The organism is Colwellia meonggei (assembly GCF_057537295.1).
Map to the genome: position 1 here is coordinate 285,216 of NZ_BAAJLZ010000001.1, position 22,766 is coordinate 307,981.

19 protein-coding genes, 1 tRNA gene and 1 pseudogene are annotated in these 22,766 nt (G+C 37.9%); 10 read left to right on the forward strand and 11 right to left on the reverse strand.

Annotated features, from left to right (window positions below):
- Positions 1-219 precede the first annotated feature (219 nt).
- From AC27E9_RS01330 to AC27E9_RS01355, 6 genes and pseudogenes are all read left to right on the forward strand, one after another.
- Positions 220-2,850 (forward strand): reprolysin-like metallopeptidase, encoded by a 2,631-nt coding sequence (locus tag AC27E9_RS01330; RefSeq protein WP_487126530.1) that lies wholly within the window; start codon positions 220-222, stop codon positions 2,848-2,850.
- Positions 2,843-3,232, forward strand: coding sequence for a hypothetical protein (locus AC27E9_RS01335; protein ID WP_487126531.1), 390 nt, complete (start codon positions 2,843-2,845; stop codon positions 3,230-3,232). Before AC27E9_RS01330 ends, AC27E9_RS01335 begins: the two co-directional genes overlap by 8 nt.
- A gap of 42 nt (positions 3,233-3,274) precedes the next feature.
- The gene (locus AC27E9_RS01340; RefSeq protein WP_487128255.1) at positions 3,275-3,964 is read left to right on the forward strand and encodes a response regulator; all 690 of its coding nucleotides are present in this window, start codon (positions 3,275-3,277) and stop codon (positions 3,962-3,964) included.
- Between the two features lie 64 nt (positions 3,965-4,028).
- The gene (locus tag AC27E9_RS01345; protein ID WP_487126533.1) at positions 4,029-5,240 is read left to right on the forward strand and encodes a sensor histidine kinase; all 1,212 of its coding nucleotides are present in this window, start codon (positions 4,029-4,031) and stop codon (positions 5,238-5,240) included.
- 417 nt (positions 5,241-5,657) lie between these two features.
- Entirely contained in the window at positions 5,658-7,787 is a 2,130-nt protein-coding gene (locus AC27E9_RS01350; RefSeq protein WP_487126535.1) for a cytochrome c peroxidase, read from the forward strand.
- Positions 7,788-8,255: 468 nt separating this feature from the next.
- Positions 8,256-9,425: pseudogene (locus AC27E9_RS01355) on the forward strand (alpha/beta hydrolase).
- Positions 9,426-9,663: 238 nt separating this feature from the next.
- Here the strand turns inward: AC27E9_RS01355 and AC27E9_RS01360 are convergent.
- Positions 9,664-10,191 carry a hypothetical protein gene (locus AC27E9_RS01360; RefSeq protein WP_487126537.1) on the reverse strand — a complete coding sequence of 176 codons (528 nt, stop codon included), beginning with the start codon at positions 10,189-10,191 and terminating at the stop codon, positions 9,664-9,666.
- A gap of 14 nt (positions 10,192-10,205) precedes the next feature.
- On the reverse strand, positions 10,206-11,093 hold the full coding sequence (locus AC27E9_RS01365) for a DMT family transporter (protein ID WP_487126539.1): 888 nt from the start codon (positions 11,091-11,093) through the stop codon (positions 10,206-10,208).
- 108 nt (positions 11,094-11,201) lie between these two features.
- On the opposite strand from AC27E9_RS01365, the gene AC27E9_RS01370 reads away from it, so the two are divergent.
- Together AC27E9_RS01370 and AC27E9_RS01375 are read left to right on the forward strand one after the other, a co-directional pair.
- Positions 11,202-11,783 (forward strand): TetR/AcrR family transcriptional regulator, encoded by a 582-nt coding sequence (locus AC27E9_RS01370; RefSeq protein WP_487126541.1) that lies wholly within the window; start codon positions 11,202-11,204, stop codon positions 11,781-11,783.
- A gap of 148 nt (positions 11,784-11,931) precedes the next feature.
- Positions 11,932-12,054 carry a hypothetical protein gene (locus tag AC27E9_RS01375; RefSeq protein ID WP_487126543.1) on the forward strand — a complete coding sequence of 41 codons (123 nt, stop codon included), beginning with the start codon at positions 11,932-11,934 and terminating at the stop codon, positions 12,052-12,054.
- A 132-nt stretch (positions 12,055-12,186) separates the two neighbouring features.
- Here the strand turns inward: AC27E9_RS01375 and AC27E9_RS01380 are convergent.
- Both AC27E9_RS01380 and AC27E9_RS01385 read right to left on the reverse strand, forming a co-directional pair.
- Positions 12,187-12,262, reverse strand: a tRNA-His gene (locus tag AC27E9_RS01380).
- Between the two features lie 175 nt (positions 12,263-12,437).
- Entirely contained in the window at positions 12,438-14,462 is a 2,025-nt protein-coding gene (locus AC27E9_RS01385) for a methyl-accepting chemotaxis protein (protein ID WP_487126545.1), read from the reverse strand.
- 281 nt (positions 14,463-14,743) lie between these two features.
- Between AC27E9_RS01385 and AC27E9_RS01390 the strand changes: the two genes are divergently transcribed.
- Entirely contained in the window at positions 14,744-15,280 is a 537-nt protein-coding gene (locus tag AC27E9_RS01390) for a DUF1285 domain-containing protein (protein ID WP_487126547.1), read from the forward strand.
- A 1-nt stretch (position 15,281) separates the two neighbouring features.
- Here the strand turns inward: AC27E9_RS01390 and hemN are convergent, their stop codons facing one another.
- The 7 genes from hemN to AC27E9_RS01425 all read right to left on the reverse strand — a co-directional run bounded on the left by hemN (position 15,282) and on the right by AC27E9_RS01425 (position 22,498).
- Positions 15,282-16,652: an oxygen-independent coproporphyrinogen III oxidase gene (gene hemN / locus AC27E9_RS01395; protein WP_487126548.1), complete on the reverse strand. Its 1,371-nt coding sequence runs from the start codon at positions 16,650-16,652 to the stop codon at positions 15,282-15,284.
- Positions 16,653-16,844: 192 nt separating this feature from the next.
- Complete coding sequence (locus tag AC27E9_RS01400) at positions 16,845-17,345, reverse strand: DUF2489 domain-containing protein (protein WP_487126550.1); 501 nt, start codon at positions 17,343-17,345, stop codon at positions 16,845-16,847.
- Between the two features lie 9 nt (positions 17,346-17,354).
- Entirely contained in the window at positions 17,355-17,927 is a 573-nt protein-coding gene (gene yihI / locus AC27E9_RS01405) for a Der GTPase-activating protein YihI (RefSeq protein WP_487126552.1), read from the reverse strand.
- Between the two features lie 839 nt (positions 17,928-18,766).
- Positions 18,767-19,300: a VOC family protein gene (locus AC27E9_RS01410; protein WP_487126554.1), complete on the reverse strand. Its 534-nt coding sequence runs from the start codon at positions 19,298-19,300 to the stop codon at positions 18,767-18,769.
- 150 nt (positions 19,301-19,450) lie between these two features.
- Positions 19,451-21,235 carry a M61 family metallopeptidase gene (locus AC27E9_RS01415; RefSeq protein ID WP_487126556.1) on the reverse strand — a complete coding sequence of 595 codons (1,785 nt, stop codon included), beginning with the start codon at positions 21,233-21,235 and terminating at the stop codon, positions 19,451-19,453.
- Positions 21,236-21,310: 75 nt separating this feature from the next.
- A complete protein-coding gene (purU, locus tag AC27E9_RS01420) occupies positions 21,311-22,171 on the reverse strand; it encodes a formyltetrahydrofolate deformylase (RefSeq protein WP_487126558.1) in 861 nt (286 codons plus the stop codon).
- Positions 22,172-22,273: 102 nt separating this feature from the next.
- Complete coding sequence (locus tag AC27E9_RS01425; protein WP_487126560.1) at positions 22,274-22,498, reverse strand: VF530 family protein; 225 nt, start codon at positions 22,496-22,498, stop codon at positions 22,274-22,276.
- 129 nt (positions 22,499-22,627) lie between these two features.
- On the opposite strand from AC27E9_RS01425, the gene AC27E9_RS01430 reads away from it, so the two are divergent.
- Positions 22,628-22,765, forward strand: coding sequence for a hypothetical protein (locus AC27E9_RS01430; RefSeq protein WP_487126561.1), 138 nt, complete (start codon positions 22,628-22,630; stop codon positions 22,763-22,765).
- The last annotated feature ends 1 nt before the right edge of the window (position 22,766 follow it).

Sequence of the window (22,766 nt, forward strand, 5' to 3'; positions counted from 1 at the left end):
CGTAGAAATAGAGTTTAATAGATATTAAAAACGCTTCCAATTGGAAGCGTTTTTAATTTCTCGAACAACATGTTTGTTAATATTCTGTTAATTCATGATAAGCTATTCTGCATAACTCAATGTATCAAAGCTGATACAAATAGTAGACAATTCGCTACTAACATCTATATTTTCAAACGCTATGATGTAAATTCAAAGTTGTAAATGCAGGAATTTAAAATGGTTAAATCAAAATTATTTGTCGGCTTATCATGTCTTGTCGGGGCACTAAACTTTGCTCAAGCAAGCGACTATTCAAACCTTGTGATTGATAAACGAATTTGGCAAGCATCTAACTTGACTGAATCAGTACAAACACCTAATACCAATATTAATAGTAAAGCCAAAGCAGGCTTATACTTCAATATTGATATTACTACACTTGAGCAGCAGCTTTTAAATAATAATACCCTGTTGGTTGATTTACCCTTGCCAGATGGCCGATATGTTAAATTTGAATTAACAGCCTCACAAGTTATGCACCCTGAGCTTGCTGCGAAATATCCGGGCATTAAAACATTTTCTGGTCGACAAGTTGGAAACGCTAATAATACCGGCCATTTTGATATTACCCCGCAGGGTTTTCATGGGGTATTCAGCCAAGGTGTAGAACAAGTATTTATCGATCCAAGTAGCAGAGATAGTAATAGTAAATATCATAACTATTATCGTAAAGACGCAAAGCCTATCATTGAAACTGAATTTTCAAAACGCTTGCCACCACGTAAGAAAAATGTAACTACGACAAGTATTCAGTCGCAAAGAGCTTTGACAAACAGTGCAAAAGTGACAACTTTAACAACCTATAAGCTTGCTATTGCTACAACCGGTGAATATGCCGCTTTTCACGGCGGTACAAAAGAAAGTACACTGGCGGCTTTGGTAACGCTAGTTAATCGGCTGAATGACGTTTACCAGCGTGACCTATCAATAAAATTTGAGCTAGTAGCAAACAATGACAGCATTATTTTTACTGATAGTAGTACAGATCCTTTTGCTAACACGGATGAAGATATTAACGTCAATGCTGGTGTGATTGATGGTGCTATTGGAGCCGCGAACTATGACATTGGTCATCTTGTTGGCACTGGTGGTGGCGGTTTAGCTGGGTTTGAAGTGGTTTGTACCAGTATCAAGGCAGAAGGTGTAACGGGGAGTGGCCGACCAACCTCTGATTCTTTCTATATTGACTATGTTGCACATGAAATTGGTCATCAATTTGGCGCTGAACATACATTCAATGGTGGTCAAGGCGCGTGTGACGGAAATCGCTGGGCAACTAGTGCTTATGAACCTGGCAGTGCTTCAACCATTATGGGTTACGCGGGTATTTGTGATGGCCAAAATATACAAGGTAATTCAGATCCGTATTTTCATATTCATTCAATCGATCAAATTAGGAATTTCACCTCTCGCTTGTCAAGTTGTGGCACAACGTCGAGCTTAGCTAATGATGCACCAACAGTAAATGCTGGCGTTAATCGTACAATACCAGCAAACACACCGTTTACCTTAACAGGGACAGCGACTGACCCTGACGGTGACAGCTTGAGTTATAGTTGGGAACAGCATGATTTAGGTGCGCAAAGTAACAGTGCAGCCGAAGATGCAATCGATGATGGAAGCCGACCGCTATTTCGAACCTTTAGCCCAACAAATAATGCAGAACGTACCTTACCTAAACTTACAGATATTCTTGCTAACAAGGCCAGTTATGGTGAAGCATTGCCAAGCGTTACACGTGAGTTAAACTTTCGCCTTGTCGTACGTGACAATCAAAATAACCTTGTTGATGATGCTATGAAGATCAATGTTGTTGGTAATGAACAAGGTTTTAGTGTCAACGATATTACCAATTGGAATGGTTCGGCACAAACAGTTTCATGGCATACGGCTGATTCTGAAAAGGCACCCATATCTTGTGCTGCTGTTGATATATTATTATCAACCGATTCAGGTATTAGTTTTAGTCAAACATTAGCAAGTGATGTTACTAATGATGGTAGTCATAATGTTAGCTTACCTAATTTAACAACGACTACAGCACGAGTGAAAATAGCTTGTAGTGACAATATATTCTTTGCTATTAACAACGCAGATTTTGAAATAAGTTCAACAGACGCAGCTCCTACAAAACCTGTATTTACAGGGCAAGACAACATTAATATCAATGAAGATACTAATGTTTTGTTAAGTGCATCCTTGTTAAACTTTGAGAATAATCTAAGTATTGATAGCCTGACAATCACTGCCGGTGAAAACTATAGCTTTAATGGCTTAACAGTCACGCCAATGTTGAATTTTAATGGCAATATCAAAGTGAATATGACGGCAACATCTAGTGACCTCGTTAGTGACCCTTTTCAGGTAAGTATTGATGTTAATGCCGTTAATGATTTGCCGACCGCGATTGCCGATAGCGCGACAGTTGCTCAAGATTCTAGTAATAACGAAATAGATGTTCTAGTTAATGATAGTGATATAGATGGGCATACTATTACTCTAAAAACGGTTAGCGCTTCAGGTAACGGTACCGTCACTATTGCTAATAATAAAGTAAATTATACTCCAGCGAGTGGATTTAATGGTGCCGAAACTATTAGCTATACCATTGAAGATTCGGAAGGTGGTACCGCGAATACGGAGGTATCAATAACGGTCACTGCAGCACCAGTAACACCGCCTCCTGTTACACCTCCAACAGTTGAACCGGCCAGCAGTTCTTCTAGTAGTGGTAGCATGTATTATTTACTAATAGTTTTACTACTAGCATTAAATCGAACCAGAACAAGAGGATCGCATAATGCTTAAAAATTATTTTTTATCGACAATACTTGCAATGGGGTTGCTACAAATTAGTGGTTGTACTCATCATATAAAAAGCGAACAGTTAGGTGCGGACAGTGCAATAAAGCAAACGCTAAAAAATGAAGTTTCTATTGCAGTTGAACAGGCGGTAGAAAAGAAAGACTTCAATCTGTTACATAGTAAAGGCCGTCGTATTGTAGTGCCAGGACTAGAGCAACTTGACATCTCTTTGCTGAAATCACAATGTGGCTTAAAGCCTATGATTAAAAGTGGCGATGTTTTGAAAACGACAGAGCAACGTCAACAGCAAAAGGCAGCATATGCTTACGCTAAACAATTTAATCAAGAGATTTACCAGAAATGTTTAGCGAGTTTGACGAAATAGCATGAAGCTTCTTATTACTGCAGAGGTTTAAGTCCATTGGCGATAGAAAAAATTCTTCTGGTTGATGATGATGTGGAATTAACATCTTTAATCAGCCAGTTTCTAACAATGAATGGCTTTGACGTCGAAATTGAGTCGAATGGTGATAATGCGGTAAAGCGTATTTGGTCGCTAAAGCCAGATCTCATTGTCTTGGACTTAATGCTGCCAGGGTTAGATGGTTTATCTATTTGTCGGCAAATTAGAGAAGACTTTTTTGGTCCAATCATTATGCTAACGGCGTTAGATGACGATATTGATGAAGTTACTGGCCTTGAAGTGGGGGCTGATGACTATCTATGTAAGCCAATAAAACCTAGAGTTTTATTGGCTCATATTCGCGCTCAACTTCGTCGGCATACTCACATAAGTCAACAGTTAGATATTAATATTAAAACAGCGCTATCTGACGAGTTAGTGATAGACGCGACAAAGCGCAAAGTGAGTTATCATCAACAAGAAATATCATTAACTTGTGCAGAGTTTGATTTATTATGGGTACTTGCAAGTCATGCAGGCAGAATTATTTCACGCGATGAATTACATCAGGAGATTTTTCGCCTTGCCTATGATGGCTTAGATCGTTCTATCGACTTACGTATTTCAAGATTACGAAAAAAACTTTCTGACAATTCGAAAGAGCCCAATATAATTAAGACTATCAGGAATAAAGGCTACCTACTTGCAAAGTAAAATGAAGCATAAGTTATCGTTACTTTTTTTACTATTCTTGCTTAATATAATTTTTGCAAGTTTGTTGCATAGCCATATATATAGCTTAGTTGAAGATTTCATTTACCAAGAATATGATAATTATTTGTTAGTAACTAAAGAAAAAGTACATGAAGCTTTTAATGGTACAAATGCTGAAAATTGGCAATTGAAAGCGAACCAACTTGCGAGCGCTTATGATACACAATGTTTAATAGTGGCTAACAATAGCGATAATTTCTCTAATGATATTCTGCAGCTAATTAACTCACCGCAATCTGCCTCAGGTGTTGCCGATTTTACAGGTGCTATGGTGTATTACCCGCTTAATGATGAATTTGTTGCTGAGCTTGGCCCTATTCCTTTTAATTCATTGCTTTCATTTATTTACGATTGGTTTGCCTGGGCGATGGCAATATGTCTAAATTTAATTTTTGCTTATGGATATTTGACTTACAGTGAGAGAAAGCAACAAAAGTTAATACAGGACATTTTGTCACTACCTGTTGCTGTTAAAGCTGATGAAAAACCAACAGAAATTCTAGCGCAGCTTAAAATATCCTTAGCGCAAGCGCAGCAAGAAAATGAAAGCCATCTGTTATCACAAAGAGATTTATTGCATGGTGTAGCGCATGAATTTAGAAGTCCGATGGCAAGAATACAATTTGCTTTAGATATGTTGGAAGATACACCTGCCGATGAACATGCTCGTTTAACTGAAAGTATGCATAACTCGTTAACTGATTTAGATGAGTTAGTAAAAGAGTTGCTATATTACGCTCGAATAAAAGACAGCCAATCGGCATTAAAATACGAGCTTCTAGACTGCCCCAATATATGTAAAGAAAGTATTGAGCAAGTTAGCGCATTTTATCCTAAAATTAGTTTTTCCCTGCACATGCCAGAGCCAGTAATTATGCAGGGTGATGGTAAGCTTATTAAGCGCATGTTAGTAAATTTGCTGCGCAATGCCGGTCGTTTTGCTAAAAATAGCTGTCGCCTCAGTGTAAAGGCGAGTGAATCAGATATTAGGATTTGGATAGATGATGACGGTGTTGGGGTTCCCCCTGGTAAAGCTGAACGAATTTTTGAACCGTTTACGCGTTTAGACCCAAGTCGTTCGAGAGATTCTGGTGGTTGTGGACTTGGTTTAGCTATTGTTGCTTCCATTGTAGACAAGCATCATGGCACTATTGAAGTTACTGAAAGTAAACTGGGTGGTGCTTGCTTCAAAATAGCTTTTAGTAATAAAAATTAATAAAATCAACTGGTAGCAATTAAGTTTTGCTCTGTCCTGTTCTGTTCAAGTGAAATATCTAATTCTGTTGTTTGCGTATGTTATGAATCACAACTTGCCTTAGCCAATAGCCTTGCGCCTTGGTGTGTCGATAGTTTGCAATTTTAGTATTGCTAAGACTGATTCTATTAAGCAATCAGTTAATTGAAATTTCTTGCCATTCTGAATATTTTTGTGCGTTATTTAACAAGCTTTTGTATGGCAATATTCAAACGCCCTTGCTGCACGTTCAGAGCCGATGAAATAGCATCGCGCTAATCTTTACATAACTTTACTCCTTACCATATTTTAATATTTCGATTATTTACCTAGACTCAAATATAACCGAGTAATGAAGAGTGTTCTTTGTAGTAAACTGAAATTCAAAAGGTGGTATCGGTGCAATATTTTTATAAACTAGTAGTGCTAAAAGCGATAAATAATATAAACATCTTGGCGATATTGTTTATTTTAATATTCATTTCTGCATGTGGCGGTGGAGGCAGTAGCAGTAATATTGATACGCCAAGTAACGAGCTAGATAGCAGTGTGCCAAGTGTTCCCCAACAATTAACAATTCAAAACCAAACCGCAAGTTCTGTAGCACTTTCTTGGGCGGAGTCTACAGATAACGTTTCGGTAGTCGCTTATAAAATTTTTCGAGATGGCGTGAACATTAGCCAGGTCACGGATACGCAATTTGACGATACCGATCTGTTACCTGAAACGAGCTATACCTATAGCGTTAGTTCGATTGACAGTAGCATTAATGAGAGTGAGCAATCTACGAGTGTCTCTGTTACTACGCTAAGCGCTCCAGTAGTACTAACGGCGCCTAAGCAGGCGATAGCAAATGCATTTTCTGGCACCAGCATTGGCCTTTCCTGGCTTAATGAAGGTGCTGAAATTAGCATTTATCGTAACAATATTAAATTAGCAGATGTAACAGACAGCTTTTATGTTGATAGCGGCCTAAGTATTAATACTGAATATTCGTATTTGCTGACAACTGGTGATGTTACCGACGAAGAACAAACGGTAGCCATTACGGTAAAAACATTAATTAATAACACCAATACTGGCTTAAATAACGGCGCTGAAACAGAAATTGTTAATGACCGTATAATAAATTTTGCTGAATGTGACAATCAAAGAAATGCCTTAACGATTAATGAAGGCTCGCTAGATAACTGCTTACAGGCTATGTTAGCTCACAACAGTATGGCCTCGCATTTGGAAGATATGAGGGCATTTGCTGCCCGTGTTCGCAGTGAACAAACATCAGCTATGATTGAATTGGGTAAACGGTTATTTCACAGCAAATCACTGAGTGCTAACCAAGACACGTCTTGCTCTTCATGTCATCACCCTGCACTGGGCTGTGGTGGTGATAATTTGTCTATGCCAATTGGTGTTAATGCACTTGATCATGACGTGCTTGGTTTAGGCCGTGTAGATGAAAATAATACTATTCCCATTGTACCAAGAAGCTCTCCGGCGACATGTAACACTGCTTTGTGGACGAGAGGTTTATTTTGGGACAATCGCACCGAAATTAGGCGTAATCGTCTAACAACTGAATCAACCGATGTTACTAACAATACGGTTGTGCAAGTGGGTGATAATTCAACTTTAACCTTGCTAGCAGCACAAGCCCATTTTCCAGTTACAGCTGCTTCTGAAATGGGTGACGTCACTCAATTTGGCTACGATGAAAATAATTTGTCTGAACATACTGCATATCGCGAGAATAATCTTGCTGATAATTTAGACAAGCAAACATGGGAGCCGCTCTTCCAAGCTGCATTTGGCGACAACCTCATCAATTACTCTAGAATTGCCAATGCAATTGCTTCTTACGAAACGGTACAGCTTTTTATTGATAATCCTTTCTTTAATTATGTTGATGGTGATAATGCCGCAATAACTGGTGATCAAAAACGCGGAGCAATTACGTTTATGTCCAGTAATTCAGGTTGTACTTTTTGCCATGCTGGCGCTTTTTTTACTACTCAAGCACAACTGCCTGGAAACTACCCGCAAATAGGGATAGGTAAAGAGGAAAATAATGCCGATTGGGGTGCTGAAGGCCCTAATGGCCCTGGAGTATTTCGTGCTCCAACCCTTTTAAATGTCGCTATTACGGGCCCGTGGGGACATAATGGGCAATTTGCAACTTTAAAGCGAAATGTTGAACATTATCGGGACCACGGAGCATCAATTGAAGATTACTTTGCCAATAATGAAATGTGTCAGCTACCTCAGTTTGCGTCGCTGGTCAATTGCGCAGACATTTTAGCTCCGAATGGTTTAGCAGTCTCGACAGCTCTACTAGAAGGCAATGCTGAATTTTCTAATAATTTAAGCGATGCCGAAATTGATCTTATCGTGACATTTTTAGAAACGTTAACCGATCCAGATGCGGCAAACCCTAATTCCAATGCTATTCGAGCGTTGATCCCAATAAGAGATTCAGGCCCTGATGGCAATCAGCTTGACGCTAAAGACATTAATGGTAATGAGCTTTAGCATTAGCGGGAGGTTGCTACATGCAACCTCTTTTTTAAACATCGGTTATTTTCGTGTGACAGTGATATGAGAAACACTATTTAAATGGAACTTGAGAAAAATACCTTTGGTTCTTGATTACTAAAAGAAATATTAATGATGACTTTAGTGCTAGGCCAATTACCCATTTTCAGCATTCGTACAACTACGTTATTTGAACGAGGGACGGTCATTCGCAAAATGATTGAAAACACACTATAGTCGATCTTCATGCCTTCAACTTCGAGGGCAGTTATGTGCGTGTAACTGCCATTCAACAGGAGGAATTTAAGCGATAGTTAACACACCAAAGCGGACAACTATCTCTGAAAAAAACATTAATAATATTTTCAATAGAGCGTGAGTTTTAGTTCAGGATTAATGTTCCTTCAATTTTTTTAATAATTTCATTAAAATAATGGCAAACCATAATAAATAAGGACATTTTTAATGCATTTGTTTCAGCGATTTTCCACAGCAATCTTACTCTGTTTCACCGCTTCAATTGTTCAGGCTGGTGAACCTTTACTGCAACTTGTTTCGATAACCTCTAAAGTTTTAAATGAAGAGCGTAATATAGCTGTACAGCTTCCAGAGTCTTACTTTAAAAATATCGAGCAAAAATACCCACTTATCCTCAGATTAGACGGCGCTGGCAACATTCCTAAAGAATCCACAATTTTAAAAACGCTATATGATGCGGGTTCCGCTCCAGAAGTTATATAAGTAGCGATAGAAAATACAAACAGACTGAGAGATTTAGCCCCATATGTGAATGAAGATCCAAGAGGACCTCTCGGTGAAGGTGGTGGTGCTGATAAGTTTTTGGAGTTCATTGAAACTGAGTTGCTCCCCCATTTAAACAAACAATATAGAACTACAGATTTTAAGGTTATTGCTGGTGCCTCAGTTGCAGGCTTGTTCACGCTACATACTTTGAGAACCAAACCTGATTTGTTTGATGCTCACATAGCATATAGCCCAGCAGTTTGGTGGGGAGATCATAAAACCGCCAAAAAGTTAAAGGAATTCATGTCTATTACAAAAGAACTTAATAGCTACTTGTATATGAACATAGGCTCTGAAAATATTCAGATGCGTAAAGTTTATGATGATATGCTTGCTGGTATTGAGCCAAACAAGCCTAAGAATTTTAATCTAGCTACCGACTTTTTTCCTGAAGTCCCTCACGGATTAACCTCAGTTGCAGGGTTATTCAATGCTTATCATAAGCTTTTTTTACCCCTAACAATGCCTAACTCAGAACTAAAGGAAGGAGTAGGTTCAATCAAAAACTATTATAACCGAGTGTCGGAGCAGCGAGGCCATTCGGTTATTGCCGAAGAGTGGGTAATGCGAGAGCTAGGGTATTATCTAGTTCAGAATAAAGATTTTAAAAATGCGATTGAAGTCTTTAGATATAACATTGACTTATACCCTGATATGGCGAGTGCATACAACGGTTTAGCTTATGCCTATGAACAAAACAAGCAACTTGAAGAGTCTTTGAAGCAGGTAAATACTTCATTGGAACTTTCAAAAGAAGGTGATGATGGTTATGACATATACGTTAGTCGTAAGCAGAGATTAATTAACCATTTAGAGCGAAATAGCAAGTAATCGTTTTATTGTTAAAATAGCGGACAAGAGCCTGCTATTGGTACAAGTAAGCCACAAAGATTTAAGTGAACGACCGCTTTGGTGGCTTAATTGCCATTCACGGTTTGATGGGCTGAGAAAGTAACTAAGCTAATGATTTATAACAGAAGGGCTAATTAATACGCTGTAGATAAGGACTGGTTTTATTGCAAATAAGCAGAGATTATGAGCATGCTATTCATAATCTCTGCTAAATCATCTACCATTTTTCTACATTTTTCATAAACCTAACTAAGCGGCCCTCTTCAACTTCTTTATTAAAATCGCAGCTTGTTAGCCTTAACATCACCGTATTGTCTTCAACAGTATGGGTATCGTGAATATCACCCTGAAGATAGACACTACATTGACCGGCTTTTAATGGATATGCGTCTTTTTGGACAAGATGTAATGAACCGTCTGTCTTAATAATCTTTTGATATATGCCCATATCCACTTGACCAGTTACAGTAGAGTACAATACCCACCCATTGCCGTGATCATGGGGTGGGCTAAGTTCACCGTTTTGCTCAACATGTCCCATCAAAATGAACCTATGCTTTTCGCTTCTGTAGATTTCCTTTGCAGGAGATTTACTTTTTACTAAATCTTTATACCAATCATCATTAAGACAAGTTTGCGATAGATCTTCAAGTAACTGCTTACTTTTTAAGGTTAAAGCGGAGGATACAACTCCCCACTCTTCGTTGAGTGCTTGGGTGAATTTAACTAAACTGCTATTCGACATATTAATTTCCTCTATTATTGAGTATTACGTGCTGATTGAGTAACAAAATAAAAAACGGCAACAAAGATTAATGTTCCGCCAATGATGCTTTGACTGCTGGGGATCTCGCCGAGAAATAGAAAGGCTAAATAAGGTGCTAGCACTGCTTCGCACATAAGGATCATGCCGACTTCTGTTGCGGTTATATATCGAGTAGCTACTTGAGATAAAACCCTTCCTAGTGGGGCTGTAAATAAGCCCATAGCCCCCATAATGAGCCAAGTTTCTTTTGAAAACTGACTAGGTTCAACAAACCAAAACAAGAGTAATGCCATTAATAATCCACCTACACCGATAGTAGCAACACGCTTCACATCTTTGTGCTTACGTAAATAGGTTTGGTTAAATGACAAACTCATTACAGATAATAATGCTAAACCATCCCCTAAAATATTTACTGTGTTTAATGAACCAGATACCACAGTTAATACGCCTAAAATAACAACCGCACTCGCTATCAAAGTAACGCTGGTAACAGCCTCTTTTAAAAGTATGCGGCTGAAAATTGCGGTTATTACAGGTGACGCACAGAACATGACAAAGATATTAGTCACAGAAGTATATTGCAGGCCGAGCACTAAGCTGCTTGCGCTGATTAACATCAATATACCTGATATCCAAAGTGGAGCGCCTTCTTGTTTAAGGCTCTGAATTAGCCCATTGTCATTGGTGGTATGTAATAAGCTCAGCATGGATATTGCTGAAAAGAACCCAAATAAAAAAGCAGCATCTTTACCTTCAACCCCTGAACTTTTTATAAAAATAGGATCAAAACTCATTAATACCGCGCCGAGGAATGCGAGAGTTATACCTTTATTTTGAGTTGATGAAAGCAGTTTTCCTATCCAAATTGCACTAGTCATAATTAACTCCATATAAATCATACTTGTCAGTATGATATTGGACAAGGTTAATGAATTCAAGTAAAATCATACTCATGAGTTTGATAATTAAAGTAAGCATTTGATCATATGAATAAAATAACTGATAAAAAGAGAATGAAGATGTCGAGCATATTGCAAGCGGCTAGAGATGAATTCTTGTCTTTTGGTTATATTGCAGCAAACATGGATCGCATATCAAAGGCGGCCAAAGTGACGAAGCAAACGGTGTATCGATACTTTCCATCGAAAGCAGAGCTTTTTAAGTCAACGCTGAGCTATATGGGAGAGCATTCCCACATCAGTTATTACGAATATTTAGATTTAAACGATACGGAAGAGGCGTTAGAAAAGTTTGCCTTAGGGTTTATCAAAGCTCATTTAACAGATGAGCATATTGAGACGTATCGTTTACTCTTGTCTGAATGTAAAAATGAACCTAGCATTGTTAGTTATTTTTTTGAACAAGGGCCTGATGAGACGAAAAATAAGCTGACTGGATTTTTTACTAACAAGTTAAAAATTGATACGCCTAGTACCAGCATTAATCTTTGGACAGCAATGCTACTGAGTTATAGAAACAGAGCTATGCTAAACAAAGACAGGCCATCTAAAAAAACAATAGAAGAACACGTTAAAGAATGTAATAGGTGGTTATTGGGGAGTATATAGGACAGTACATCTGTTTTTATACTGGCCTTAAAAATGCCAGTAATAAGTGAATTACTGCTTTGGTTGCTAAGCTGTTTGTCTAAGTCATTCTATATTTGCACAACTAACGCATCTTATTACCGTAAATAGCTACGAAGCTGGAAAGTAAATGAACTCAATTAACGAGTTCTATCTCAACTTATCAATGTTGATGAAAACACATGAGCACATATTATTAACTTTTAATGGCTTTTATTTATTTTTCGACGGCACAGAGTCCGCACAAGAGTAGAAAATTGATTCGATGTTTTATTGGAAATTCAGCGTGTAAAAAGTTGAATTAAATAAAGGGGAAAGTAGTTAAATACCACATGGGTATTAAATTGATGGATAGTTTAAGAATTTTTCGAGGTAATATAAAATATGGGGTGGCTAATGGGACTTGAACCCACGACAACCGGAATCACAATCCGGGGCTCTACCAACTGAGCTATAGCCACCACTGATATTACTGCAAGCACCTCTTGATAAGGCGCGAGGATTGTATTGTATTTTAGGGTTAATTGACAAGTACATTTTTAGGTTTTTTAGTAATAATTGTCAATTCTGCTCTATTCCACAGCATTCTACCGTAATTGTAAGATTTTTCGGTATCAACCATATCTGTTTAGCTTATTAAACTCTGAATGTACTGACTTGTTCAGTTAAGTCGACTGCCAAATTAGCTAGTTCTTCACTTGCTTGTGAAATCTCTTTCGCTCCTTCACCTGTTTCAATTGAGATATCACTAATTTCTACTGCTTGCTGGCTAATATCTCGTGCAACTTCACTTTGCTGTTGTGCTGCTGTGGATATTTGAATATTCATATCTGAAATAAGTGTTACAGAAGATTCAACCTCAGTTAATGATTCAGTGACTTCATTAGTTTTATTAACAATTTCTGAAGCTTGTTCGCTGCCAGTGTTCATCGATTCGGTTGCTTTACTCACTTTTGTTTCTAGTGATTGGATCATATTTTCTATTTCAATAGTGGAGTTTTGGGTATTTTGTGCCAGGGTTCTTACTTCATCGGCAACAACGGCAAAACCTCTTCCTTGTTCTCCTGCACGAGCAGCTTCAATTGCGGCGTTTAATGCCAGTAAGTTAGTTTGGTCGGCGATACCCTTAATAACAACTAATATATTGGCGATATTTGAGGTGCCTTCTTGAACCTCGTCAATAAGGCTTTTAGAGTTAATAATACCGTCTGATAATTTATGAATTTGGGCTATGGTTTCGTTAATGGCCTTTGAGCTAGTGGTAACTAGACGCTTTGACTCATCGGCAGCATCCGATGCTTCAGTTGTTCTTCCTGTCACTTCATCAATCGACGCACTCATTTCGTTAATTGCCGTTGCAACTTGGTCTGTAGCCTGATGCTGGCGTGTAACATTAGTATTAGTTAAGTTGGTTATATTCGATAGTTCCTGAGAAGCTGCTGCTTGTTGTTCAGCCGAGGAAGAAATATGTTCGATCATATCTTTTAGCTTTAGCACCATATCGTGCATCGCCTGCTGCAATAAACCTAATTCATCATGTTGGTTTATGGTGACTGTTGAGGTTAGATCACCTGAAGATACGGTTTGCGCTGCTTTGGTAACTTGAATAATCGGTTTGCTAATATTCTTTGCGATAATTAGTGCGACAATGGCGATTAACACTGTAGCTACTAACACCAAAATTAATGATATATATATTAGATGGTTGGCAGTTTCAAATGCTTCTGCTTCATCTATTTCGGCAATAAGTGCCCAAGTGAAGTCACCAAAACTAATGGTGCTAAAAGATGATAAAACCGGATTGCCGTTATAATCAATAATAATGCGGCTGGCTGTTTCGCCAGCAAATGCCGAATTAACAGCATCGGTATCCACGCCATTATTAGCAACATTACCGGCAAATGATGCGATTACGGAATGGCCTACAGGATCTAAAAACGAATCAGAACGCATTAACTTATCTTGGCCAACTAAATAGGTTTCACCTGTTTTACCCATACCGTCTCGTTGTTGCATGATGGCGTTAATTTTATCGAGTGGGAATTGCAGCGCGACATATCCGGCTAATGTACCGTTAGTATCAATGAGCTTGGTCATCATGAATGCTGCAGGTTCATTATTTGATGGTGGATATGGGAAAAAATCACTGGTTACTATGGTGCCATTGTTTGCTTTTTTAGCCTTGTTAAATGCATTACCCATACTGCTGTTATTAAGGGATGAGGAAGGAATATTCATACCTAAATCTGACTCTTTAGCAGCGGTGAAAACAATATTTCCAGCTAGATCGATGAAAAATAAATCATACCAGCCATTAATTTGATTAACTTTTTTAAAGTGTTTGCCATATAAAGCTTCTGCTTGTAGCCATTGTTCATCACTAATATTCCCGACTGTAAGTGCCTCTTGAAATTTTGATAGTGCGGTAAGTACAACGGGGTCTTCATTAAGAATCTGTAAACTGGCTTTTAGGGAAGTGATGTAATTGTCGAGTTGCGATTTCTTGATAGTGCGTACTGATTCTAGCTGATTAAATGCTTGGGCCTGTAATGAATTATTTGCCATATTAATACTAAACAGCGCATAGAGAATAAATGGAACTAAAGATAATGTTAGAAATGAAAAAACAAGTTTATGATTAATTTTTGTGAACTTTAACATATTACTTCATACCTTAAATTTGTAGTTTTTAGCGACAAAATTATGGTCAGTTTCATCCATGCGGTATCTGAGCATTGTAGTGAGTTTGATAGCATTTTTTGGTTAACAAGCGTTGCTATTGCTTAGTGTTTTCAGTTTGTTATCACTTGCTGATATTGAGTATAGGTACAAATAATTTATTTCGCGTAATCAAGATGAAAATAATTTTAGTCGTAATGAGTTTGCATTTTTAACGGTTTAATTTGCTAAACTAAAGGCATAGAAAGTGATGAGATAATAAAATGTCATTAGATAAAATTATTGGTCAGTTATCAGGACATGAAAGTAAAGTACCGCCTGTTGAACTATGGAATCCACCTTATTGTGGCGAAATGGACATTGTTATTAAAGCTGACGGCAGTTGGTTCTACAATGGTACGGTATTTAAACGCATAGCATTAGTGAAACTTTTTGCCTCGGTGATCAAAAAGGAAGCCGATGAATACTTTTTGGTTACTCCGGTGGAGAAAATCAAAATTACCGTTGAAGATGCGCCATTTGTGCTAACACAATGGCAGTGGCAAGACGATGCTAAGCTTGCCATGCTAGCTGCAACCAATTTAGATGATGAGTTTATACTTGATGCTGATCATCCCATATTAATTGAGCCTTCAGGGAGTATTTATGTCACGGTAAGGCGCAATTTGACGGCAAAAGTGCATCGTAATGTTTATTATCAGTGGATTGATCTTGCTAAAGAAGAAAGCAGTAAAAACGGCACTGAATTATGCTTTTACAGTGCCGAACAAAGGTGTGTGTTAGGCGTGCTAGATAACTAGCTTAAATAACGCGTGAAAAGCGCTGCTTGCTTACATGCTGTTTCATGTAGGCGTCGAAACTCATGCAAATGTTACGTATTAATAAACGCGCCTTTTGCTCAACTTTAATTTCGTTGTCAGTGTTTGTCACTAGCCCATCATTAATGAAGGTTTCTAGCAAAGGTAAATCGTCAGCAAAATAATCATCAAAGTTAATATCGTATTTAGTATTAATTTTGTTTTTGTCTAAATATAAGTTACACATGAGTTCGCGAATAACTTCGCCACGAATAATGTCATCGGTTGATAAGCTAACGCCTTTAATTTGTGCATGTGCTTTGGTGTCTATCGCTTTATAGTAATCTTGTAGCTCTTTTGTGTTTTGGCTAAAGCTGTTACCAATAGCGCTGATTGACGATACACCTAACCCTAGTAGGTCACAACCACCTTTAGTGGTATAACCTTGGAAGTTACGGTGCAAACTGCCATCTTTTTGAGCAATTGACAATTCATCTTCAGGCTTGGCAAAGTGGTCCATGCCGATAAAGTCGTAACCAAAATCGCATAATTTCTCGATAGCAAGTTTCATCAATGCAAATTTTTCATCAACACTAGGTAGCCATTCATCGCGAAGTTTTCGTTGTGCAGCAAAGCGTGATGGTAAATGTGCGTAACTAAACAGTGATATGCGGTCTACGTCCATCTCATGTGCTTTATTTAAGGTACGGGTAAAGGTATCAATATTTTGATGAGGTAAGCCGTAAATTAAATCTATATTGATTGATTTAAAGCCAACTTGCTTTGCATGCGCAATAAAATTTTCAATAAATTCGGTGGATTGCACACGATTAATAGTTTGTTGTACTTTTTCATCTATATCTTGCACGCCAATACTTAAACGATTAAAGCCTAAACTATACAAATGTTCGGCTAAATTCATTTCAATTTCGCGTGGGTCGATTTCGATACTCATTTCTACTTGCTCTGCAAAAGTAAACTTTTCTTTTAGCAGTTCAACGAGTTTAGTAATTTGTTCGTGACGTAGGAAGCTTGGTGTACCGCCGCCCCAGTGTAATTGCTTTACCGTGTAATCTTTAAATAGTGGTGCTCTTGAAGCAATTTCTTCCGCTAAAAATTCAAGGTAGGTATCAGCTTTGTCACGGTGGCGCGTGATAACTTTATTACAACCACAGTAATAACAAAGACTATGACAGAAGGGAATATGTACATATAAAGACAATTCACGATTCGGCGATGTTTCTATCGCTTGCACTAAATGGTCATGATTGAATTGATCATGAAATTCAAGAGCCGTTGGGTATGAGGTATATCGTGGGCCACTTGTATTGTACTTCTTTAATAGTGCGCTATCGAAAAATTGAGTTGCTTGCATGAGTCTTCCCGTTTATCAATCTGACGCTATTATAAGTAAATTAGCTGGACAAACATTGATCAAGCGCAAAGCTGGTGTTTTTATTGTGACTTATATCAAATTAAAATAGATTTTGTTTGTAAATACAATAACTTACATCTTTGAGGGTAAGGTGTGTTTTTAATTGCGGTGTTGGAAAGATAAGAAAGCCACTTACGCGGCTTTATTATTTAATACAGTTGCACGCTCATTGGCATATTGATGTAATAAGTCGAGGTCACGTTTAATATCATCAGCTAAAGTTGCTTCTGCTTTCATTCGTTCTAAATCAAGTTTCATGCGTGCTTTTTTATCAAGTTTTTTACGCTCTTCTAAAATAGGCATGTGCTTAATGGTTTCATAGAGTTTAAAGATAGCAGGGAATTGTAATGCTAAGTCTTGGCTTAATTTTAATGAATCCAATAAGACACTTAAGCGCCAGCAACCTTCGGAAAGATCACATTGCTCTTCTTTCATTGCACGGACAATAATTACGACACTAGCAATAACCTTTTTATCATGTGTTTGATGTGCTAACTGCTGCGCTTTTTTCGCTTTGGCTTGCGCTAACTCTTGTTGTTTTAATTGCCGTAATAGTTTAGTCGCTATTGTGGCTAATACGCCAATAATGACTATGCCAAGCAGAGTTAAGTATAACCATGGGTTGGTAAGCATTAATCATCCTTACTCAAATCGTGATAAATCACTGTTATCAAACTTATCCCAAAGGTCGTCTTCTGAGTTAGCTTTGGTGTTAGTTACAACAGCTTCTTCGTCTTCATCTAAACCGAGTTCTTGGCTAATTTTTTCATGCTTTTCCATTAACTCGTTATAGTAGTCAATTTCTTCTGGAGATAATGCTATTTCATTGTCTTGCTTTTCTAGAATCTCAAGCAGTCTAGAATCTTGTTCAATACGACTTAGCTGCTCAGTCAAAGATTCCCCGGTTTCAACAACACGAATTGCCGCAATTGGAGAGCTGTCGACTACTTTTTTAACTGGCTTTGTTTTAATAGGAGCTTTAACAACCTTACCTAAGTCGATAGGTGTTTTGCTACCAATGCGCGGATCTTTTTTAACCTTCCCACTTTGTTGATTGTTAACGCTTGCAGTTGCTTCTTTTTGGCGATTACCTGCTTCTTTGCCATTCTTTTTCTTTGGCTTGCGTGGTGCTGGTGTGGCTAATTTCTTTTTATCATCTTTAACGACGCCGATAGAGCCTGAACCTGGTTTACGAGATTTTTTAGTACGAGACATAGAAATAACTTTAAATAATGAACACTGATTACTATTTTACGACATTACACGCTAAACAGCGATAGAAAGAAAAAAAGCGACGTTAATAACGTCGCTTTTGGAGAAGAATGTGGCATATACCCACATATGTAGTTCCGATTCTTAGGTGGCTATCCTAACCTTTTGTTACAGTCCCTGTGAATTTGACAGTTTCCACTTTTATTATAATATCTTCCGTGTAATATTTTATTTTTCTCGGTCATCCTGACACTTTCTAATGCTATCCGTAATGCCCTTCTGGACTAAATATTTCAAAACTCTTCCTGAGTACTAGTGAACAATCCGTATTTAAAAATTATATTGCGTTTTAAACGCTTATTGCTTTCCGTGCAATGCTTTCCGTTTTGTTGTTCGCTGCTTTAACAGCTGCCCTATACTTTACTGAAGTTTTTTAATGCGGCAAGTAACTTTTGTCGTTTATTTATTGCACTAATTAGCCGTTATTCACAACTAACTGTTTTTAAATGTAATTTTTTTGTTAAAACATGTAAATTATTTTTTAACATTGGCAAAACAATAGTCAATGTCTTACAAATTATTAGATAAGTGATAACTTTTAATGGCTATAAGTATTTTACGAAACCCTTCGTTAATAGGGCTTGTAGTGAATTTCATTCTTTGATTCGTTTGAAATCTATCAAGAATAAGCCTGTGTTTATAGTCGTGGGCTTCTCGCATAAATAACAAGTTAACAGTAAATATTGCTAAGTTATATATAGGTGAAGATTATGGAGGTAAATTAAATAGCGCTAGTCTAAGCTAACGCTATTAAAATTACTTAAGACGGCGCTAAACGGCCATTAATCGTCTTGTTGATGTAACCAAGCAGCATGTGTTGGTGCTTTTTTAGTTTGCGACCATTCTTCAACCATTAATGGTGCGACACGTTTTAGTTCTTCATATTGTTCAACGGTGCCAGTATTTGCTGCCAATTCTAAACGGTGCCCGTTAGGATCAAAGAAGTAGATAGACTTAAATACGCCATGATTGACGGGTCCTAAAACCTCAACATTTTGTGCTTGTAAGTCTGCTTTTGCTGATACTAAAGCGTCAACATCTTCAACTTCTAAGGCGATATGTTGTACCCATTGCGGCGTGTTTTCGTCACGTCCCATATCAGGGGAATTTGGTATTTCAAAGAATGCCAAGACGTTACCCATACCTGCATCTAAAAATATATGCATGTAGGGATCTGGTGCTTTTGTTGATGGTACTTCGTTTTCAGCAATGGCGACGGTCAATTCCATGTTTAAATGTTTTTGATACCATTCAACCGTTTCTTTTGCGTCTTTACAACGATAAGCAACATGATGGAAGCGTTTTAATTTAATCATAATATTTTATTATTTAGGCGGTTCTCGAATGAGCTAATTTTTACCATAACTCGATCAGCCGCCCTAATTTTATTGTTAGTTTTGTACCACTATGTTGTCAGCAAATACGTACGCTTTAGTTTACATTAGGTGGATATGCTGCCGGCTTTGTTAGCCATGCTGCTGCCAATTTTTAGTTAATGTATCGTCAATCACCTTAAAGGCAATGCCTGCTAGTGGAGAGTCTATGACTTTACATGTTGAGGTAAGCAACTGGTCATCACGAAAGTAATGACAACTTAATTCAGCATTTTCAGCACTATGATCATACAAAGCCTGTAGTGATGACTCACTGGCTTTTAAACCATCAATGGCAACGAGTAAGTCGTTAACAGCTAAACCTGCTTTTGCAGCGGGTGAGTTTTCCAACACTTGTGTAATTTTCAGACCAGTTTCTTGTGCTTTAAAATGAGCACCTAGATATGGTGTGAATTGTTCAGAGGTAGTGGTTTCAACACTATTGATTTTTTTGAATTTTTGTTGTTGAAGTTGAACGCCAAATTTTGCTAATTGTGACGTTAATTCAATACGTTGGTTGCTATCAAGGAGCTTTTTGAATTGAGAAGAAATATCTTCATCACATAGAATGTTAGCAATATTAATAAAGTCTTCTTCGTTAGTGCCAATACTTGTACGTCCAAAATGAATCCATAACTCTCGCATTAAGGTATCTAAGCTGTATTGTTGTGCAGATTTTTCTCGAATGGTTAAATCAAGCCATAGCGCAATTAATGAGCCTTTGGTGTAGTAACTGACAATGTTGTTAACGGCGTCAGGACCTTGTTGATAAAATTTAGTCCAGGCATCAAAACTTGATTCCGTTACGCTTTGTTTTAACTCACCTTTACCGCGATAAACCCGAGTTGCGGTTTTTGCTAACAAGCCAAGGTAATCGTCAAAACCAATTAAACCTGCGCGATATAGTGAAAAATCATCATAATAAGAGGTAATACCCTCATACGCCCAAAGTTGCTTGGTATAAACTTCTTCTTGTAAATTGTATGGGGTGAATTCTTTCGGCTTAATACGACACACATTCCACGCATGGAAGTATTCGTGCGAGCATAAGCTTAAAAACGTTTTATAATTATCTGCTAATTCGGTGCTAGCTTGCTGAGGATTCGGTAAGTCAAAACGACTTGCTTGTAGAATAGTTGAATTTTTATGTTCAAGGCCACCGAAACCATTGGCTTGCAGGTGGGTAATAAACCAGTATTCTCGAAATGGTATTTCGCCAAATAAGTTGACGTGATGCTGACATAATTTACTAATGTCATCAGCAAGGCGCTTAGTGTCGCCATAATGCTTGCTAGTAAATACCAAGTGATGAACAACACCTTCGACGGTAAATTCGGTACTATCAAATTCTCCAATGGCCACTGGGCAATCAATTAAGTGTTGATAATCATCAGCGATATAGCGGCCAAACTGGTATTTTTCTGTTTCTTTGGCGCGTGTTAAGCCTGTGGCAACACGCCAGTTTTTATCATGAGTTTCTGGATTAGCGCTTATGATAAGTTCACATGGGCAATCACTAAACTCCAATACTTGCAAAAATGTTGAGCTACCATTAAAAAAACCACGTTGGCTGTCGAGATATGCGGTGCGCACTGAAAGGTCAAAAGCAAATACGTGATAACGAATAGTAACTTGCTCAGTGTTGGCAGTAATAGACCAAGTTTGTTTGTCTTTTTTTTGTAGTGCTATTGGCTGGTTTTTATCATCAACAGCATGAATTTCAACAATGTTTTTCGCAAAATCTCGGATCATATAACTGCCAGGTAACCAGGCAGGCAATGATAAAGTATAATTTTGGCCGAGTGTTGCCTTAAATGATAAAGACACTTCAAAGAGGTGGTGGTTTAGGCTAAGCGGGGAAATTTGGTATTGGATCATTAGGCACAAATGTTGAGTATATATTTGTGCCTTAATGTAACAGAGTTAAGCACTTAAAACAGTTGAAAACTCTGACTAGCTCAATATAACGGTTTTATCTTGGTTTAAACAAATTCGTTGCTCTGCATGCATTTTCACGGCATGGCATAACGCGGCTGCTTCAAGATCGTGACCTAAGTGCACCATTTTTTCTATAGTAAAGGTATGGTTGATAGGCTTGACTTCTTGAACAATAATTGGTCCTTCATCTAGATCCGCGGTGACATAATGTGCTGTTGCACCTATAACTTTTACACCACGCATGTGAGCTTGATGGTACGGTTTTGCACCTTTAAAGCTAGGTAAAAATGAATGATGTATATTAATAGCTTGGCCGCGTAATTGTTCGCAAAGCTGGTCTGAAAGTATTTGCATGTAACGCGCAAGCACCAGTAAGTCACCTTGGTATTTGTGATAAATAGCGAGCATTTCTTGTTCTTGCTGTGCTTTGTTAGTTTTATCTATCGGTAAGTGGTGAAACGGAACCTGATGCCATTGAGCAAGTGCCTGACAGTCGGTGTGATTTGAAACAATAGCAACAATATTGATTGGCAATACACCTGCTCGCCATTTGGTCAATAGTGATACTAAACAATGATCATCTTTTGACACAGCAATAACGACATTTGGCACATTACTGTGCTCACGTATTTGGTATTGCATATTGAGTGGTTTTGCTAGTAAGTCTAGTGCTTGAGTAAACTCGTCGATAGTGACATTAAGTTCACGATCATCAAATGCTATTCGAGAGAAAAATGTTTCAGTGTATGGATCACTGTATTGGCATGTTTCCGTTATAAAAGCGCCATGCTCGAATAAGCTTTGGGTTATTTTAGCTAGCACACCAGAGGTATCTGGGCATTGCCAGGTAAGAATATAGTGGTGCGTATTTTTCATTAATTTCTTAGTATTTAATTTAAGGACTTTTGAGTGTGTCATTTCAACTTAAGCAAAGTAAATACTTTTCTGCTATATGCTAATGCCTTTAAAATTATTTATTTAAGAGATTTCACTTTTATGCTGGATATAAAGTGATTCAACTTTTTCACGCGCCCAAGGGGTTTTACGCAAAAACTTTAAAGTGGAATTGATACTTGGGTTGTCGGTAAAGCAACGAATGTTAATTTGTTTACCTAGATGGGCAAAACCAAAATGCTCAACTAGCTGAGTCACGATAGTTTTTAAGGTAATACCGTGTAAAGGGTTATATGGCTGGTTGTCCATGATGTATACCAAGAAAATATTTGCTAGCTATTCTAGCATTAAATATGAGGCGGTGAATATTGTCATTCTTTGCCATCGACATGCACGGATGCATTAATGCCGTGAAGCCATGGCTGGCTAAGAACGGTCATGGCACTATGGCATTCCATTCACTTTAAACATCGCCATTCTTTGTCATCCATGACACCATGGCATACCGTTCATCCTGAACATAAAAAACGGCGCAAAGGCGCCGTTTTATTAAGTAATAGTTTTTGTGTTCGTTAAT

Bases quoted from the DNA above. Each gene is read 5' to 3' on its own strand.
- purU (WP_487126558.1), bottom strand. From the start codon at position 22,171: ATGAAAAATACGCACCACTATATTCTTACCTGGCAATGCCCAGATACC.
- AC27E9_RS01425 (WP_487126560.1), bottom strand. From the start codon at position 22,498: ATGGACAACCAGCCATATAACCCTTTACACGGTATTACCTTAAAAACT.
- AC27E9_RS01415 (WP_487126556.1), bottom strand. From the start codon at position 21,235: ATGATCCAATACCAAATTTCCCCGCTTAGCCTAAACCACCACCTCTTT.
- AC27E9_RS01360 (WP_487126537.1), bottom strand. From the start codon at position 10,191: ATGTCGAATAGCAGTTTAGTTAAATTCACCCAAGCACTCAACGAAGAG.
- AC27E9_RS01430 (WP_487126561.1), top strand. From the start codon at position 22,628: ATGGCACTATGGCATTCCATTCACTTTAAACATCGCCATTCTTTGTCA.
- AC27E9_RS01400 (WP_487126550.1), bottom strand. From the start codon at position 17,345: ATGCTTACCAACCCATGGTTATACTTAACTCTGCTTGGCATAGTCATT.
- AC27E9_RS01390 (WP_487126547.1), top strand. From the start codon at position 14,744: ATGTCATTAGATAAAATTATTGGTCAGTTATCAGGACATGAAAGTAAA.
- AC27E9_RS01410 (WP_487126554.1), bottom strand. From the start codon at position 19,300: ATGATTAAATTAAAACGCTTCCATCATGTTGCTTATCGTTGTAAAGAC.
- hemN (WP_487126548.1), bottom strand. From the start codon at position 16,652: ATGCAAGCAACTCAATTTTTCGATAGCGCACTATTAAAGAAGTACAAT.
- AC27E9_RS01375 (WP_487126543.1), top strand. From the start codon at position 11,932: ATGAACTCAATTAACGAGTTCTATCTCAACTTATCAATGTTGATGAAA.
- AC27E9_RS01330 (WP_487126530.1), top strand. From the start codon at position 220: ATGGTTAAATCAAAATTATTTGTCGGCTTATCATGTCTTGTCGGGGCA.
- AC27E9_RS01365 (WP_487126539.1), bottom strand. From the start codon at position 11,093: ATGACTAGTGCAATTTGGATAGGAAAACTGCTTTCATCAACTCAAAAT.
- AC27E9_RS01335 (WP_487126531.1), top strand. From the start codon at position 2,843: ATGCTTAAAAATTATTTTTTATCGACAATACTTGCAATGGGGTTGCTA.
- yihI (WP_487126552.1), bottom strand. From the start codon at position 17,927: ATGTCTCGTACTAAAAAATCTCGTAAACCAGGTTCAGGCTCTATCGGC.
- AC27E9_RS01385 (WP_487126545.1), bottom strand. From the start codon at position 14,462: ATGTTAAAGTTCACAAAAATTAATCATAAACTTGTTTTTTCATTTCTA.
- AC27E9_RS01370 (WP_487126541.1), top strand. From the start codon at position 11,202: ATGAATAAAATAACTGATAAAAAGAGAATGAAGATGTCGAGCATATTG.